This window comes from Emticicia oligotrophica DSM 17448 (assembly GCF_000263195.1).
Lineage (GTDB): Bacteria > Bacteroidota > Bacteroidia > Cytophagales > Spirosomataceae > Emticicia > Emticicia oligotrophica.
In genome coordinates, this window is record NC_018748.1 from 2,832,784 (window position 1) to 2,848,530 (window position 15,747).

At 35.2% G+C, this 15,747-nt stretch carries 10 protein-coding genes; 6 read left to right on the forward strand and 4 right to left on the reverse strand.

Features of this window, described 5'->3' with window-relative positions:
• Positions 1 to 42: 42 nt before the first annotated feature.
• Entirely contained in the window at positions 43 to 1,440 is a 1,398-nt protein-coding gene (locus EMTOL_RS11695; RefSeq protein WP_015029497.1) for a S8 family peptidase, read from the reverse strand.
• 281 nt (positions 1,441 to 1,721) lie between these two features.
• Here EMTOL_RS11695 and EMTOL_RS11700 point away from each other — a divergent pair, with 281 nt between their 5' ends.
• Together EMTOL_RS11700 and EMTOL_RS11705 are read left to right on the forward strand one after the other, a co-directional pair.
• Positions 1,722 to 2,930, forward strand: coding sequence for an exonuclease SbcCD subunit D C-terminal domain-containing protein (locus EMTOL_RS11700; RefSeq protein WP_015029498.1), 1,209 nt, complete (start codon positions 1,722 to 1,724; stop codon positions 2,928 to 2,930).
• Positions 2,920 to 5,976 carry an AAA family ATPase gene (locus tag EMTOL_RS11705; RefSeq protein ID WP_015029499.1) on the forward strand — a complete coding sequence of 1,019 codons (3,057 nt, stop codon included), beginning with the start codon at positions 2,920 to 2,922 and terminating at the stop codon, positions 5,974 to 5,976. Before EMTOL_RS11700 ends, EMTOL_RS11705 begins: the two co-directional genes overlap by 11 nt.
• Positions 5,977 to 6,014: 38 nt before the next feature.
• Here EMTOL_RS11705 and EMTOL_RS11710 read toward each other — a convergent pair whose 3' ends face one another.
• Positions 6,015 to 6,317, reverse strand: coding sequence for a thioredoxin family protein (locus EMTOL_RS11710; RefSeq protein WP_015029500.1), 303 nt, complete (start codon positions 6,315 to 6,317; stop codon positions 6,015 to 6,017).
• Between the two features lie 368 nt (positions 6,318 to 6,685).
• Here EMTOL_RS11710 and EMTOL_RS11715 point away from each other — a divergent pair, with 368 nt between their 5' ends.
• A complete protein-coding gene (locus EMTOL_RS11715) occupies positions 6,686 to 7,597 on the forward strand; it encodes an RluA family pseudouridine synthase (RefSeq protein WP_015029501.1) in 912 nt (303 codons plus the stop codon).
• Positions 7,598 to 7,736: 139 nt separating this feature from the next.
• On the forward strand, positions 7,737 to 10,520 hold the full coding sequence (locus tag EMTOL_RS11720; protein ID WP_015029502.1) for an outer membrane beta-barrel protein: 2,784 nt from the start codon (positions 7,737 to 7,739) through the stop codon (positions 10,518 to 10,520).
• Here EMTOL_RS11720 and EMTOL_RS11725 read toward each other — a convergent pair.
• Positions 10,517 to 11,671, reverse strand: coding sequence for a dipeptidase (locus tag EMTOL_RS11725; protein ID WP_015029503.1), 1,155 nt, complete (start codon positions 11,669 to 11,671; stop codon positions 10,517 to 10,519). The genes EMTOL_RS11720 and EMTOL_RS11725 overlap by 4 nt on opposite strands.
• Before the next feature lie 118 nt (positions 11,672 to 11,789).
• Complete coding sequence (locus EMTOL_RS11730; RefSeq protein WP_015029504.1) at positions 11,790 to 12,152, reverse strand: DUF4286 family protein; 363 nt, start codon at positions 12,150 to 12,152, stop codon at positions 11,790 to 11,792.
• Between the two features lie 126 nt (positions 12,153 to 12,278).
• Here EMTOL_RS11730 and EMTOL_RS11735 point away from each other — a divergent pair, with 126 nt between their 5' ends.
• Both EMTOL_RS11735 and EMTOL_RS11740 read left to right on the forward strand, forming a co-directional pair.
• Positions 12,279 to 14,747, forward strand: a complete 2,469-nt coding sequence (locus EMTOL_RS11735; protein ID WP_015029505.1) for a YfhO family protein — start codon at positions 12,279 to 12,281, stop codon at positions 14,745 to 14,747.
• 90 nt (positions 14,748 to 14,837) lie between these two features.
• Positions 14,838 to 15,719 (forward strand): hypothetical protein, encoded by an 882-nt coding sequence (locus EMTOL_RS11740; protein WP_015029506.1) that lies wholly within the window; start codon positions 14,838 to 14,840, stop codon positions 15,717 to 15,719.
• Positions 15,720 to 15,747 lie beyond the last annotated feature (28 nt).

The following is a 15,747-nucleotide window of genomic DNA, read 5'->3' on the forward strand; positions in this document are numbered from 1 at the left end:
TTATCTATTGATGCCTTTTAAATTTTATAATTTCAAAATAATTTAGAAAGAACCTACATTTAATCTTCCACCCGTTACGCATTTACCAGAAAGTGATGCCGTAGGCGTTACTGAAGACAAAATGGCGTTTTTGATAGTTGCTGCCGATGCCCCTGCATTAACAGAAGCATATAGAGCAGCTGCTCCTGTTACGTGAGGAGTAGCCATTGAGGTTCCATTATAGCTAGCATAACTCGAAATTATTTTTCCTTTCGAACTTGCAGGCACTGTTGAGAAAATTCCTGAACCTGGAGCTCCTAAATCAACTTGAGTAGCACCGTAATTAGAGAAACTTGATAATCCACCAGTGTTTGTAATAGAAGCAACAGCAATAACATTTGGTACGTTATAATTAGAAGGGTAGTTAGCCGTAGCATCATTATTACTACTATTATTACCTGCAGCTGCAATAAATAAGATCCCTGCATTATTAGCACGTGTAATGGCATCTTGTAATGCTTGCGAGAAGCCACCTCCACCCCAAGAGTTATTAGTAGCTACAATATTTAAGCCGCTTCTAATCTTTAAATCAGTAAAGTAATCAACAGCTTTGATAGCATTTGCAGTTGTACCGCCACGACTTCCTAGAAATTTAGCACTTAAAAGTTTAACGTTCCAGCATACACCAGCAACACCAATTCCATTGCCACCAACACCGCCTATGGTTCCTGCCACGTGTGTACCGTGGTCATCGCCAGTGCCATCAAAAACTGTATTATTATTTCCATCAAAATCCCAGCCGTAGACATCATCTACCAAACCGTTACCATCATCATCTCGACCATTACCGCTAATTTCTCCAGGATTTACTCCAGCATTGGCAGCTAAGTCTTCGTGTGTGTACATATAACCTTCGTCAATGATACCTATATAGACAGTATTAGTCCCCGTTTTGCCATTTGCCCAAGCAACAGCAGCATTTGAGCCAAATTGGTTGGCAGGAGAGGTAGTTGAGCCATACATCCCCCACAATGAACCATTAGTAAAATATGGGTCGTTTGAAACAGCATCGTGTGTGTAAATATAGTTTGGTTCGATATACTCAATTTCACCAAGGTCTTTTACACGTGCAATTGCTTCTAAAGCATTCATTGGTATTTGTACGAGTTGAATTCCATCATTATCTCCAAACCTTTCCATGAGTTTGGTTAAGATTTTCTCTTTCAGTTTTCCACCAATTTTGTCTAAAATTTCTGATTTTTTTGACTCTGAAACGCCAGTTTTAAATTTTACTAATACTTCATTTGGTTCGAAGTTTTGGGCAGTTGTTCTGGCGGCACTTCTTTGATTTGTAGTTGATGAAGATTTAGAATCTGAAACTTCAATAATCTCAGATGTACAAGAAGTCATAAACACACCCAAAGATAAAATGGATGCTAAGGTTCTGATTAGTTTTCTCATGTTATTAGCTATAGTTAATTAGTTAGTACACTTTTTATAAAGTGCCCCTAAAATTATATAAAAATTAGAAAGTGCAAAAATATTAGCTAAAAAATTGCAAAGGTATCGTTATTCTTTATTGAATGTTACTCTTGACAATTGCGAAGATATATTCGAAGGGGCTTTCAGTAATTATACAAAACAAATCAGTTTTCAATGGTATATCTCAGAAGGATGTGCCATTTTTGTTGTTGAATAATTATTCAAATCAAATCCATGATTAATTATCGGTTTAATCAAATATGAAAATACTTCATACTGCCGACTGGCATTTAGGAAAAAAACTCCATAAATATGACCTTTCACAAGACCACCAGTTGTTTCTTGATTGGTTGATTATGATAATCAAAGAACAAAAAATTGACCTTTTGTTGATTTCAGGTGACATCTTCGATTTGGCTAATCCACCACTCGAAGCTCGTGCCATGTACTATTGGTTTTTGAGGCAAATGATTCAGCTTCGTTGTAGAATTATTATAACAGGTGGCAACCACGATTCGGCACAAATGCTCGATGCACCTAAAGAAATTTTGAACTTGCTCGATATAACGGTGGTAGGAGGAGCCACAACTCCAATTACTAACGAAATAGTTGTACACGAAAATGTAGTGATATGTGCGGTTCCATACCTACGAGATTCGCATATTCGACAAGCTATTGAGGGAGAAACGGGTGCTTCAAGAATTGAGAATGTTCGTTTGGGTATCAAAAAACATTACAACGAACTGGCAGAATTTTGTCAGGAAAAGTATGCCGATAAAGTAAAGATAGCCATGGGGCATTTGTATGCACAGGGGGCAAGTTCATCAGAATCCGAGCGAGAAATTCAAATTGGAAATTTGGCTGCAGTAGAGGGAAATGATTTTTCAGAGATTTTCAATTATGTAGCATTAGGGCATATTCATCGACCACAACGTATTGGTGGTACCGATAGGGTTCGCTATTCTGGCTCTCCAATTCCATTAAGTTTTAGCGAAAAGGATGACAAAAAAATAGTTTTAATTTTAGATATCACTGAAAATACCATCAGTCAAATTTCAGAATTTCAAGTACCTAAATTCAGAGAATTAAAACGAATCTCAGGTACATTTGAGTCTGTTAAAGCAAAATTGGCTTCCTATCAAAACGAATTTCCCCTAAAAGCATTTATTGAGGTTGAGGTAATCGAAGAATCATTCGATCCATTAATAATTAAATTGTTAAATGATTCTATTGCATTATTTGATGATGAAAATGCAGTTGTATTAAAGCATCGTCTAACATTCAAAAATGAAGTAAAAAGCAGTGAAGAATTGTTTTTAGAAGGGCAAAGTATAGACGAAATTACAGAAAAAGATATGCTCCAAAAAAGGCTCGAAAGAGAAAATACCTTGTCGGAGGAGCATAGAAAATTGATGATGGAAGCATTCACAGAACTTTTACTTTTAGTAGAGCAAGAAGATGAAAATTAATAAAATATACCTCCGAAATATTAATTCTTTCAAAGGTGAACATTCTATAGATTTTACTGCGAATCCATTGGGTTCTGCTGGGCTTTTTGCCATAGTCGGGCCGACAGGTGCAGGTAAATCAACCTTACTTGATGCCATTACTTTAGCACTTTTTAATCGAATTCCGAGATTCGACAAAAAGATTTCAAAAGATTTCATCGCATCTGCGGGTTCAATCCTTACTAAAGGAGAACGAGAATGTGCCGTAGAAGTTGAGTTTTCGTGCAAATCTGGCGTATTTACTTCAAAATGGTGGATAGAACTGAACAAAAACAATAATTTCAATGACTATGGCATGGAGATTATTGACTTAAGAACACAGGCAATTTTACCTCTGAAAAAGAGTGAGGTACCCGATAAAAATCAAGAATTGATTGGTTTATCTTATGACCAATTTATTAAGTCGATTTTGCTTTCGCAAGGTGAGTTTGCGAGATTTTTGAAGTCGGGTAGAGATGAAAGAGGTAAATTATTAGAAGATATTACGGGTACACAAATTTATCGTAAACTTGGTAAAAAAGCATTTGAAGTTGCCAAAGAAAAAGGGCTTGAATTACGCGATGTTCGTGCATTAATTGATGCAGAAAAAAGAAAATTAGCAAGTCCAGAGCAAGAGCAGGATTGGTTGAACAAGAAAATTGAGATTGCTCAAGAATTAGAGAAAATTGCTTCAGAAATTACGCTTTTAGAACAAAAAATTGCTCAAAAAAATAAGATTTTTGAACTCGAAAAACTCATTAAAGAAAAACAACAACGCCTCGAACAAGCCCAAGTGGCTTTACTTGAATTTGAAAAAAATGAGGCGGTTCAATTACAAAACCACGAAAAAGCCGAACCTTTTCAAGCATTGATTTTAGGCTTACAGAATCAAGAAAATGAGCTAAAAAACTTAAATCAAAGATTACAGGAAGAAGAAAAGCGTTTTGCTGATAATTCTAAAGTTTTGAATCAAATTCAATTGAGAATTGCTGGACTAACAAAAGAGCCTAATCTTACGCTCGAAAATGCTTTAATAAGTCTTCAGCAGCTTAGAGAAAATCTTAGTCAATTATATAATAAAAAAGCGGCTCAGGAGGCAGAAAAGAAGGCATTCGAAGCTCAAATTACGGAGTTACTCACAAAAATTGCCGATAGAAATTTACAGTTTTCTGTTAGCCAAATCTCAGATGAAAATATTCAGCAGATAAAAAATGTAGGTATTTCTCATAAAAATATTTTAGACGAAACACTCAAACAAGCTAATATTACGGATGCCTCTGAAGCTGCTGTTAAGCGTGAAGTTTTAGCTTTTGAATTTAGAAATTATGCTCAACTCAAAAACTGTGTTGTGCAGTTTGTGAATGTCAATCGGGCAATTGAGAAGGAACGAACCCAAGAAAAAACACAAACTGAATTGATTGTTCAACAACGTCCAATTCTCGAAAAAACGCAAAAAAGACTGGTTGAATTAGAACAAATTATCAAACAGTTTGAAACAGAGAAAGAGCGTTTGGGTAAATCATATAATTTTGAAAGAGACCGCCAAAATCTATTGAAAAAAGATGAGCCTTGTCCGCTTTGCGGTTCGCTCGAACACCCTTTTTTAAGCCATTATGCCAATAATTACGTTGAGGTTGACCAAAAATTGACCGAGGCTAAAAAAGAAGAGAAAGAACTCAATGAACAATTTAAGTTACTCAACGGACAAATTGTTTCGGCGGAAGCATTGAGCAAAAGTGCAGTTCAAAACCTCAAAGAGTTTGAGGTTCAGAAAAAAGCAGTTTTGACAGAAATTGATTCGATTAAAACTGCCCTTAAAATTGACAAAGTCGGAAATAGTGATAGTATTGATGGACAATTAAAAAATATAGAAAGTCAACAGTCGGCTTTACAAAGTGTTGAAAGTAAAGTTGAAAAATACAAAGATTTGCAATTGCTTTATAAAAGATGTAGTGAGGCGAAAGGTTTGCAATTGGCGTATAATCAATTAATTGGACAAATAAAAGAATTATACGCTGGGCAAGATTTTGAAAAAGAATTTAATGATATTCAAACCAATTACTTGCAAACACAAACGGCTATCCAAACTTCGGTTAAAGTAATAAATGATTTAAAAAATGAGATTGCACCTAAAAATAAAGCATACGAAAACGAATTTTCATCGCTCGAATCAAAGATAAAATTGGCAGGTTTTGAAAATACATTGGCTTGTCAGGCGGCTATTTTAAGTGCAGAAATGCAAAGAGTTTTACGCGAGAAAAAACAAAATTTATTGGTGGCAAGTCAAACACTTATGGGTCAACTCAAAGAACATGAGCTTGAAATTGAGAATCTAAGAAAATCAGATGATGCTACCACAAGTTTGGCGTTCATGCTTGAAACACAATTAGAAATTAAGAAAAGACAAACAACATTGCTTGAAGAACAAACTCGCCATGAAGTTACGTTGACTTTATTACAAAATACCAAGCAGGAAATTCAGCGTTTAGAAATTCAATTAGCAACTTTAGAAAAGGATAATTTAAAATGGGAGCTATTGGATAAATATATTGGCGATGCTACTGGTAAAAAGTTTGGAACTTTCGCTCAAGGACTTACGCTCGCTCGATTAATTGCTTTAGCCAATCGACGTTTGAAGGATTTATCGGATAGATATTTACTCGATAAACCGAGTGAGCAAGACGAGGACGAATTGATGATTGTTGACCAATACATGGGTAACGAACGCCGCTCCGTAAAAACCCTTTCGGGTGGTGAAACTTTTATGATAAGTCTTTCGTTGGCATTGGCTTTATCTGATTTGGCATCAAAGAATATCAAACTTGATAGCTTATTTATTGATGAAGGCTTCGGAACGCTCGACCCCGAATCTTTAGATTTAGCATTAAATACTTTAGAAAAATTACAACAGGAATCACAGAAAAATATCGGAATTATTTCGCACGTAGAGTCAATAAAAGAGCGAATTTCTACACAAATTCGACTCGAAAGAAACAATAGAGGTTTTAGCAGAGTGATTATTCAATAAATAAAAAAAGGACGAGGTTTATGCTCGTCCTTTTCTCGTTAATATAATGCTTTATCAATGGCTTTTACCACTTCAGGTACCGAAATAAGGCCAGTGTGTCGCCAAAGTTGTTTATTATTCTGAAACAAAATGAGGGTTGGAACTGCCTCAATTTTATATTTTTTACGTAGAGCAGGATTTTTATCTACATCAATTTTCATCACCAAAACCTCTTCATCAATTTCCTCAACTAATTGATTGAGCATTGAGTCTATTTTTCTACAAGGTTTGCACCATTCGGCCGTGAAATCTATTAAAACGGGTTCATCCGAACTTACTAATTCTTCAAAATTGCCTGTCATAGCAGTAATACATATTGTTTGCTGAACTTATACTACATTTTTTTTATGGTTTTGGTTCTTTTCAGGCATAACTTTCTTAAAGCATTACTAAAAGCAATGTAAGTTCGGGATTAAGTATATGTTTTTATAAATTTTCAAACCGCAGATAACACATATTTATCAACGCAAATTTTCACAAATGTTTATTATATTTTCATCGAAAATCAGCATTATATGTGGGTCTGCATCTTAATTACGAAGGTAATTCTTATTGAGGAATTGCCTAATCATTGGCGAAAAACCTTAGAAAATCTAAAAAATTTACTCATTTCATTAATTTCAAACTACCTTTGAATATAGAAACAAATATTGGAAGCTGATAAATTAAAATGCTCAAACAAGATAAAAGACAAAATAATAAACCTAGCAAGTCTGATTCTACTCAATTTAAAGTTGAGGTTGAAAGTGAATTGTTGGTGTTTTTACTCGAAAAGATAAAAAATCGTAGTAGAAATGATATAAAAGTTTTATTGAGAGAAAAACAGATTTTTGTAGATGGTCAGGCGATTTCTCAATTCAATCATCCGCTTAAACCACAACAAAAGGTAGAAGTAAAGTGGAGAAAAATGCCTGAAGAACAGCGTTATAGAGCTTTGAATATTGTTTTTGAAGATGAGTACCTAATTGTTATTGAAAAGCAGGCTGGCATTTTATCGATTGCTACCGAAAAACAAAAAGATAATACGGCATATAGTATTTTGAGTAGCCATGTAAAAAAACAAGACCCCCGAAATCGAATTTTTGTGGTGCATCGCCTCGACCGCGAGACTTCGGGTTTGATGATGTTTGCTAAGAGCGAAAAAATTCAGAAACTTTTACAGGAATCTTGGAATGATTCCATAGAAGAACGCACTTACTTAGCTGTAGTTGAGGGAAAAGTTGAAAAACAAGAAGATACCATCGTATCATATTTAGTTGAAAGCAAAGCTTTGATTATGTATTCAACCAAAAACACGGAGGTAGGGCAGAAAGCAATTACGCACTACGAAGTATTAAAAAGCAATAAAAACTACTCGCTTTTGAAGGTAAATCTTGAAACTGGTCGAAAAAATCAGATTCGTGTGCATGCCAAAGATATTGGGCACCCAGTGGTTGGTGATGAAAAATATGGGGCAAAATCAAACCCTCTCAGACGTTTGGGTTTGCATGCTTGGGTATTGGCATTTAAGCATCCCATTACAAAAAAAGATGTAAGATTTGAAACTGAAATGCCAACAAAATTCACAGGTTTATTCAATTAAAATGCCCTTTCGACGAATTTTCTGAAACTTTGGTCTTTATAAAACACAAACTCGACGTTTTCTATTACAGCTCAAGCATTTAGCAAATTATATTTGTATTATCTAATACGAAAAAACTAAAAACGCTCTTTTCCCAAAGATGAAAAAAACATTGATGCTTTTGTTTATGTTGTTTTCGTCTTTGGTTTTTGCTCAACCTAAATCAGTAGTTAGAGGAATTGCCATTGACGAAAATAATCAAGTGCTTCCTTTTGCAACTATTAGTGTGCTTGTTACCAAAGATTCTTCTAATATTAGTAGCCAACTCACGAAAGAAAATGGCTCTTTCGAATTCATTCTAAGTAATTCCAAATCATATTTATTAAAAATATCCGTAGTTGGGTATCAAACGACCGTTTTCCCATTTACAATTCAGGGTGATTTTACTGATTTGGGAAATGTATTAGTTAAAAGTGCCGATAATGTGCTGAATGAGGTAATAGTAAAAGGTAACAAAGAACCAGTAGCTGTAAAAAAAGATACCCTTGAGTTTGATGCAGGCGTATTAAAACCCCAGCAAAATGATAACCTTGAAGATTTATTAAGGAAAGTACCGGCTTTGGAAATAGATGAAAACGGAGGAATAAAAGCTCAAAATAAGGTTATTAAAAAATTGTATATTGATGGGAAAGAGTTTTTCGGAAATGACCCGCAACTCGCTTTGAAAAACTTACCAGCCGAATCGATTGAGAAAATACAAGTCGTTGAGAAAAAGACCGAACAGGCAGAGTTTTCGGGAGTAGACGATGGCGAACGTGAAATGGTCATTAATGTTACGCTGAAAGATTCTCACAAAAAAGGAACATTTGGTTTTGGTTCGGTAGCGGGTTTTCCGAAGTTTGATAATTCTCCTGCTTTCTACAATGCCAAAACTTCAGTCAATAGATTTAGTCCGAGTGAGCAGTTTTCAGTAATTGGGCTATTAAATAACCTCAATCAGCAAGGATTTACGCCACAAGATGCTGCCAATTTTTCAAGCTTAAATTCACAATCAAATCGTGGAGGTGGTGGCGGAAATGCCGCAAATGTAAACTTACCGATTGTCGTTGGTAAACGGCCTGGCATTGTTTCGACCGAAGGTGCAGGGTTGAATTATAATAATCAATATGCCAAGAAGTCTTCATTTCAAAGTAGTTATTTCTTTAATGCAGGGCATACTGACTTGTTGAGAAACTTGTTTCGACAGAGTTTTTTACCCTCTAAAACTATCAATACTGACCAGAATACACAACAAAATCGTGATAACAATAACCACCGACTGAATGCCATACTTACACACCATTTCGATGAAAAAAACTTACTGAAACTCACCACTTCCGTGAACACTGTTGCTGGTGATGCCCTCACGAATACACTTTCTAAGATAAGCACTTTTTCTTTAGGAGACACGGTGGTAAATACTTCAAACAGAACGGTACGGAATCACTCTAATGGACAAAGTTATAATAATAGTCTTTTACTTCGACACAGATTTGCATTGCCACGCCGAACAATAAGCTTGAATGCTGTTTTTAATTTGAATAAAGATACCAACAGCGACTCAACCAATACACTAAATCGAAATCAAGTTAATGGAGCAATTGTAGAAAGAACAATCAATCAGGAAAACCTTCGAAAAACCAAACAGCAAAACCAACGCATTCAAATAGCCTATACAGAGCCGTTGGCTAAAAATATGACATTAGAAGGCAATTATGCCTATCAACAAAATATCAATAGTTCGAATTTCGATGTTTGGGATATTGTCAATGCCACTTTTGTGCAAAATAATGTTTTGAGTAATGCTTATAGTAGTCGATTTGATTTTCAACAAGCAGGTTTTAAGTTAAATAATGAAACCAAAGAGAAAACTTTGATGGTAGGCGTTTTTTATCAGAAATCTATTTTGCAAAGTATTGTGAAGCGAGCATCTGATAATGTCTTAGAACGCAGATTTCAGAATATTTTGCCGTCAATGCGATATTCATTCCGTAGAAGTGCCGATAATAAAAACCTTAGAAAAGTAAATAATAATGTCACTTTTGAATATAATACAGCTGTAAGTGAGCCATCGGTAAGAGATTTACAACCAATTACGGTTAATAATAATCCACAGAATATATTTCTTGGAAATCCAGACCTGAAGCCTGAGTATGTACATAGATTATTTTTGAATGATAATATCTTCAACCCCAAAACTTTTACGAATATTGGTATCAGTGGGAATCTAAATTATACACAAAATGCCATTGCCTACGCCCAAACGGTTAGCGAAACCCTTGTGCGTACAACACAACCCGTAAATATGCCATATCGTTGGAATGCCAACTTAGGAATGAATTATACTTTTTCGATTGGAAAAGTAAAGAATCGCATGAGGATAACGATAAGTCCGAGATATTTGGTTTCGCAAGGAAACAGCTTAGTAAATGGTGTGAATAATTTGAACACGCAAAATCAATATCGAGGAGATTTTAAGTTTACTTATTTGACAGATAAGATTAACTTTATTGTTGCGGCAAATTATCAGAAATCGTTTGTTACTTATTCGGTCAATCAAGAATTTAATCAAACGTTTTCAATATTAAAAAACACCACAGATTTACGTTGGAGGATAACCAAGGAATTTACACTAGCAACTGATTTTGATTATACTTATTATCAGAGTTCTCGCTTAAATAATGCTCTCAAGCCGATTCCGATTTTAAATGTAGCCGTAAAACATTTATTTTTGAAAAATAATAGGGGAGAACTCATGTTTTCTGTGCAAGATGTATTCAAGCGGAATATTTATCTTTCGCCGCGTTCGGATGAGAACTTCTTTGAAATAGACCGCTCGAATACTCTTAGTAGGTATTTCTTATTGACTTTTACTTATACCGTCAGAAATCAAGGTAAGCGTTAATTGGGTAAGTTTCTGAGGAAAAAATCTCTGATATTTCCGCCCATAATTTTAGTAATATCTTCTTGATTGAATCCTTCTTTTTCGAGTGCTTTTACGATAAGTGGCAAACCAGTTACATCAAAATGAGTTCCAATTGCACCATCGAAATCTGAACCTAAACCTACTTTGTCAACGCCAATTTTATCGGCTACATATTTGATACTTTTGGCAGTTGCGGCGGCATCAGTTCCGCAAACGGCTGTTTCCCATAGACCAATGCCAATGATTCCATTGTGTTTACCGATTTCGATGATTTGTTCATCAGTTAAATTTCGATTATTATCGCAAACACCTTTAATACCCGTATGTGAGACAACTACTGGCCCGCTATGCAATTTCAATACATCGCTTATGGTTGCTTGAGAAGAGTGAGCCAAGTCAATAACCATATTCTTTTCAGCCATTTTCTTGATTAAATCTTTACCTTTTTCAGTTAGTCCACCCTTTTTTACACCGTGAGCAGAACCCGCCCATTCGTTATCAAAAAAATGTGCTAAACCAATATATCTAACCCCTGCATCATACAAAACATCAAGATTGTTTATATCATTTTCTAAGCAGTGAGCTCCCTCAACCCCCAACATTCCAGCAGTAATGAAACGATTTTGTTTTCGGTCCGCTATATATTTTTCTAAGTCTCTTTTGGAAGTAATTACTCTAAATTTTCCACCCGATTCTTTGGCAAAGCTATGAAGGTCATGGCATTGGTCTAAAGCACGCGTTTTGATACTAAACCAATCGGCTGGCTTGCGAAGTTGGGCAAAATTAAGCAAAGCTACTTGGTCGGTGTGGTCATCGTTGTGCTCGATATTAATTCCGCGGGGTGTTTTACTTACAATCGTAAAAACTTGTAAGGCCATATTTGCTTCAAGCATTCTTGGTAAATCAACGTGGCCATAATTATGTTTTTCGAAGAAATCTCTGTCCCAAAGAAGAGCGTCGCAGTGCAAATCAGCAATGAAAGGAATGGCTTCATAAACACTATCTTTCGGGAATGGGGGTTGGCTAGTTACTTTATTCATTGATTTATCAATCATGCTAGGTAAGAAGCCAAAGAAAAAAATAGCAACGACGATAATAGTAAAGAAGAAAATCTTTAGGGCTTTTTTCATGAGTAAGTGAAGTGTAATATTAGTGTAATTAGGTAGGACAATTTTAGTGATTATATCCCTAAAAAACAAAACCTGTCTTTGAAAAAGACAGGTTTTGTAGATAATTCTGAATATTTCTTTAGGCTTCTTGGAGAAGTGAACTGAATTCAACGTATTTCCCTCGGAAAAGCATTTGGTATCTATCCGAAATTCTTTCACGATGCTGCATCTCAAATTCCATATAATCCTCCATATTTTTGAAATGAAATTGAAAAGCAAAAGTTTTATCAGTATTGGCTTGTTCGTTGAGAAGTCTGAAAACTTTAATGTCTTTAGGCAAATTCGTAGATAATGCAACTGGTATAAAATTTGATTTCATCCACTTTAACCATTGTTCGTTTATTTTATCTTCAACATTAAACGTAATATTAAAAATGAGCATTGGTGCGTTTGTTTGATTAATATTCCTGCAAAGTTCGTAAAGATTTTTGGTCTTGTTCATACCTAATTTACTTTTTCTTTGCGTTCTTTGTAAGATATTATAGCAGAATTATACGAATTGTTTTGATAATTCGGTAAACATGCTGCCAAATTCAAAAGATAATTAGCTAACATATTTTCCAAATCAATGTTTAAAAAGTATATTCCTCATCTCATCGCGGCGGTTGGCTTTGTGGTTGTGAGTTTTATGTATGCATCGCCACTCTTGCAAGGCAAACGCCTTGCCATGCACGATACTCAAATGGCTGCGGCCTCGGCTAAAGAATTAAATGATTTTTATAAGCAAACAGGCGAGTGGGCTTGGTGGACAAACTCAATGTTTGGTGGAATGCCAGGGTATATGGTGGCAGGCGATTATGAAAATAGCCTTTCAACAAAGATTGGTTCATTTTACATGAACAATATTCCTTCTCCAGCCAATGTTTTGATACTCTTGATGTTGGGTTTTTATGTGTTAATGCGAGTATTAAAAGTAAATAATTGGCTCGGTTTTTTCGGTTCGGTGGCTTATGCATTCAATACCTACAACCTGCTTTTTCTTGAGGCTGGCCACGTTTCAAAAATTGTAGCCATTGCTTTTGCACCTGCTCTTTTAGCTTCTTTTATAGCTGTTTTTAGGGGAAGATATTTGTTGGGTATTGCGATGACCACCTTCTTCATGGCTATGGAGATGTATGCCAATCACCCACAAATTACTTATTATTTATTCTTCTTATTAGGTATATATGTACTTTTTGAAAGTTATTTACATGTAAAGAAGGGTAACTTTTCGGGTTTAATTAAGGCTTATGTAGTTGTATTGGTTGGGTCATTGATTGGTTTTGGAACTAATAGTATGCACTTATGGAATAACTTTGTTTACTCGAAAGAAACCACACGCGGCAAATCAGAGCTTACACTCGGAAACTTGAATCAATCAGCTGATGGTTTAGGAAGAGATTATGCTTTTTCATATAGTCCAGGTAAAATAGAAACGTTAACGCTCTTGGCTCCAAATTTTGTTGGAGGTGCTTCTGCTGCCAACTTGGGCGAAAAATCAGAGACTTATAAAATGCTTGTAGGGAAAGGTGTTGATGCTACTACAGCAGCACAGTTTAGCTCAAATCTACCGATGTATTTTGGCCCACAATCTTATGTTTCTGGACCAAATTATTCGGGTATCATCATTTTATTCTTATTTATCTTGGGGTTAATCTTGGTAAAAGATGGTTTAAGATATGTGCTGATTCTGACCTCAATTTTATACTTGTTTATCTCTTGGGGGAGTAGTTTTAGTGGCTTCAACTTCTTTATGTTCGATTATTTCCCTTACTACAATAAATTTAGAGATAGTAAGATGGTTGTTACACTCATGCACTTGTGTTTTGTATTGGGGGCTATGATGGGTGTGAATAAAATCATTACTGAAAAGCTATCTTTCAATGAACTTAAGAAACCTTTACTTTATAGTATTGGAGGTTTAGTGCTATTGATTTTACTTGGTTATTTCATGCTTGATTTCCGATCAGAACGTGATGCTGATATGTTTAAGAGTATGGCTCAGGCCAACGGACAGGAGTTTGCCGATGCTTTTGCGGCTTCACTTCATGCCGACCGCCAATCGGCAGTAATGGGTGATTTGTTACGTTCGATATTTTTATTAGTAATTTCTGCTGGAGTAATTTGGGCTTATACTACCGAGAAAATAAAAGCTAATGTATTTGTCATTGTTTTAGGTATTTTGGCTGCTCTTGATTTAGCTTTGGTTGATAAACGCTACTTTAATAATGATGATTTTCAAACCAAAACTCGTGTAGCTGAGCGATTCAATCCATCGCCTGCTGATGAGCAAATTTTACAAGATAAAGACCCAGATTTTAGAGTGGTGGATTTAGCAACAAACCAAGGCTTCTTTGCAGATGCAACTGCTTCCTACTTCCACAAATCTATTGGTGGATATCATGGTGCTAAATTGAAGCGTATTCAAGAATTATATGATAATGCAATGACCAAAGATGGTAAGTATAATTTACCAATCTTTAATATGTTGAATACGAAGTATTTCATTACACCAGGACAAGATGGAAACCCAGTGGCACAAAAAAATCCAGATGCATTAGGTAATGCGTGGTTTGTGAATGAAGTAAAAGTGGTTAAGAATGCCGATGAGGAAATTAAAGCTGTTAGCAATTTTAATCCGCGTAGCGTAGCTTTTGTTGATGAACGTTATAAACAATATTTTAGTGATAAAAACATTAAACAAGATACAACGGCGACTATCAAACTAACTGATTATAAGCCAAATTATTTGACTTATGAGTCAAATTCTCCGACTAGCCAAGTAGCAATTTTCTCTGAAATTTACTACCGTGGAAATGAAGATTGGAAGTCTTTTGTGGATGGACAAGAAACGCCACATTTTAGAGCAAACTATGTGTTGCGTGCCATGACTATTCCTGCTGGTAAACATAAGATTGAGTTCAAATTTCAACCAAAATCAGTCATAATTGGGGCAAAAATAGATTTAGTTGCATCTATTCTTATGGTTTTACTACTTATTGGAGCTTTAGTGATGGAGCTTCGCAGTGAGAAAAAAACTGAACAAACAGAAATATAAATTATGGCATAAATCCCGAATGAAGTAGAAGATTAGCATTCGTTATCTAAGTTTTCATTCGGGATTTTTTATCAACGAATAAAATAAACGATGTTTGATTATTATTTGAAAATCGGAGCCTTGTTTAATCATACGATTCAAACCTTTGTTTCGATTTTGAAAGTATTATTATTATCGAAATTTTGGCTACCCAAATTTTCCAATCAAAAAAAGATTGCTTCCATTTTAGGAAATGGTCCTTCGCTTAATCACGCTTTAGCAGAAAACTTAAATTTCTTGCAAGAAACAGATACCTATTGTGTAAATCTATTTGCATTGTCAGAAGTTTACTCTTCCTTGAAGCCCCAAAATTATGTTTTCTTAGACCCTGCCTTTTTCATGTACGATGAACAAAATGATGGGCGTCAGGATATTAAGAAAACATACGAAGCTATTTTTGAAAAGACTGATTGGCCAATGAGGTTTTTTGTTCCGGCCAGTGGGCGTAACTCTTATTTTGTAAAAAGACTAAAAAAAGAGAAGCCTAATGTGCAAGTGTGCCTTTTCAATTATACCATTGTGCGTGGTTTTCCTGCTTTCAGAAATTGGATTTTTAAGCATAATTTAGGAATGCCTCAATGTCAGAATATTTTGGCGGCATCGCTTTATGTAGCATTAGTTCAAAACTATGAAAGTGTTTATTTGTTTGGTGCTGACCATTCATGGCATGAAGAAATGAGAATTACCGAGCAGAATGAATTTGAAATGCGTCAGATTCATTTTTATGACAATTCGGCCGATATCAAACACGAAAAAGTAGTAGATGTGCGAAATAATTCGCGACCAAGTTTGCAAGCACAATTTCTCTCTTTGCACAAAGTGTTTTTTTCTTACGAAATATTAAAATCTTTTGCTCAATCAAGAGATATAAAAGTACTCAATGCTAGTAAAAAGACTTACATTGATGCTTTTGAACGAGTAAAGATTTCTTAAAAAAAGCGGAGCTATGTTTCGAAACATA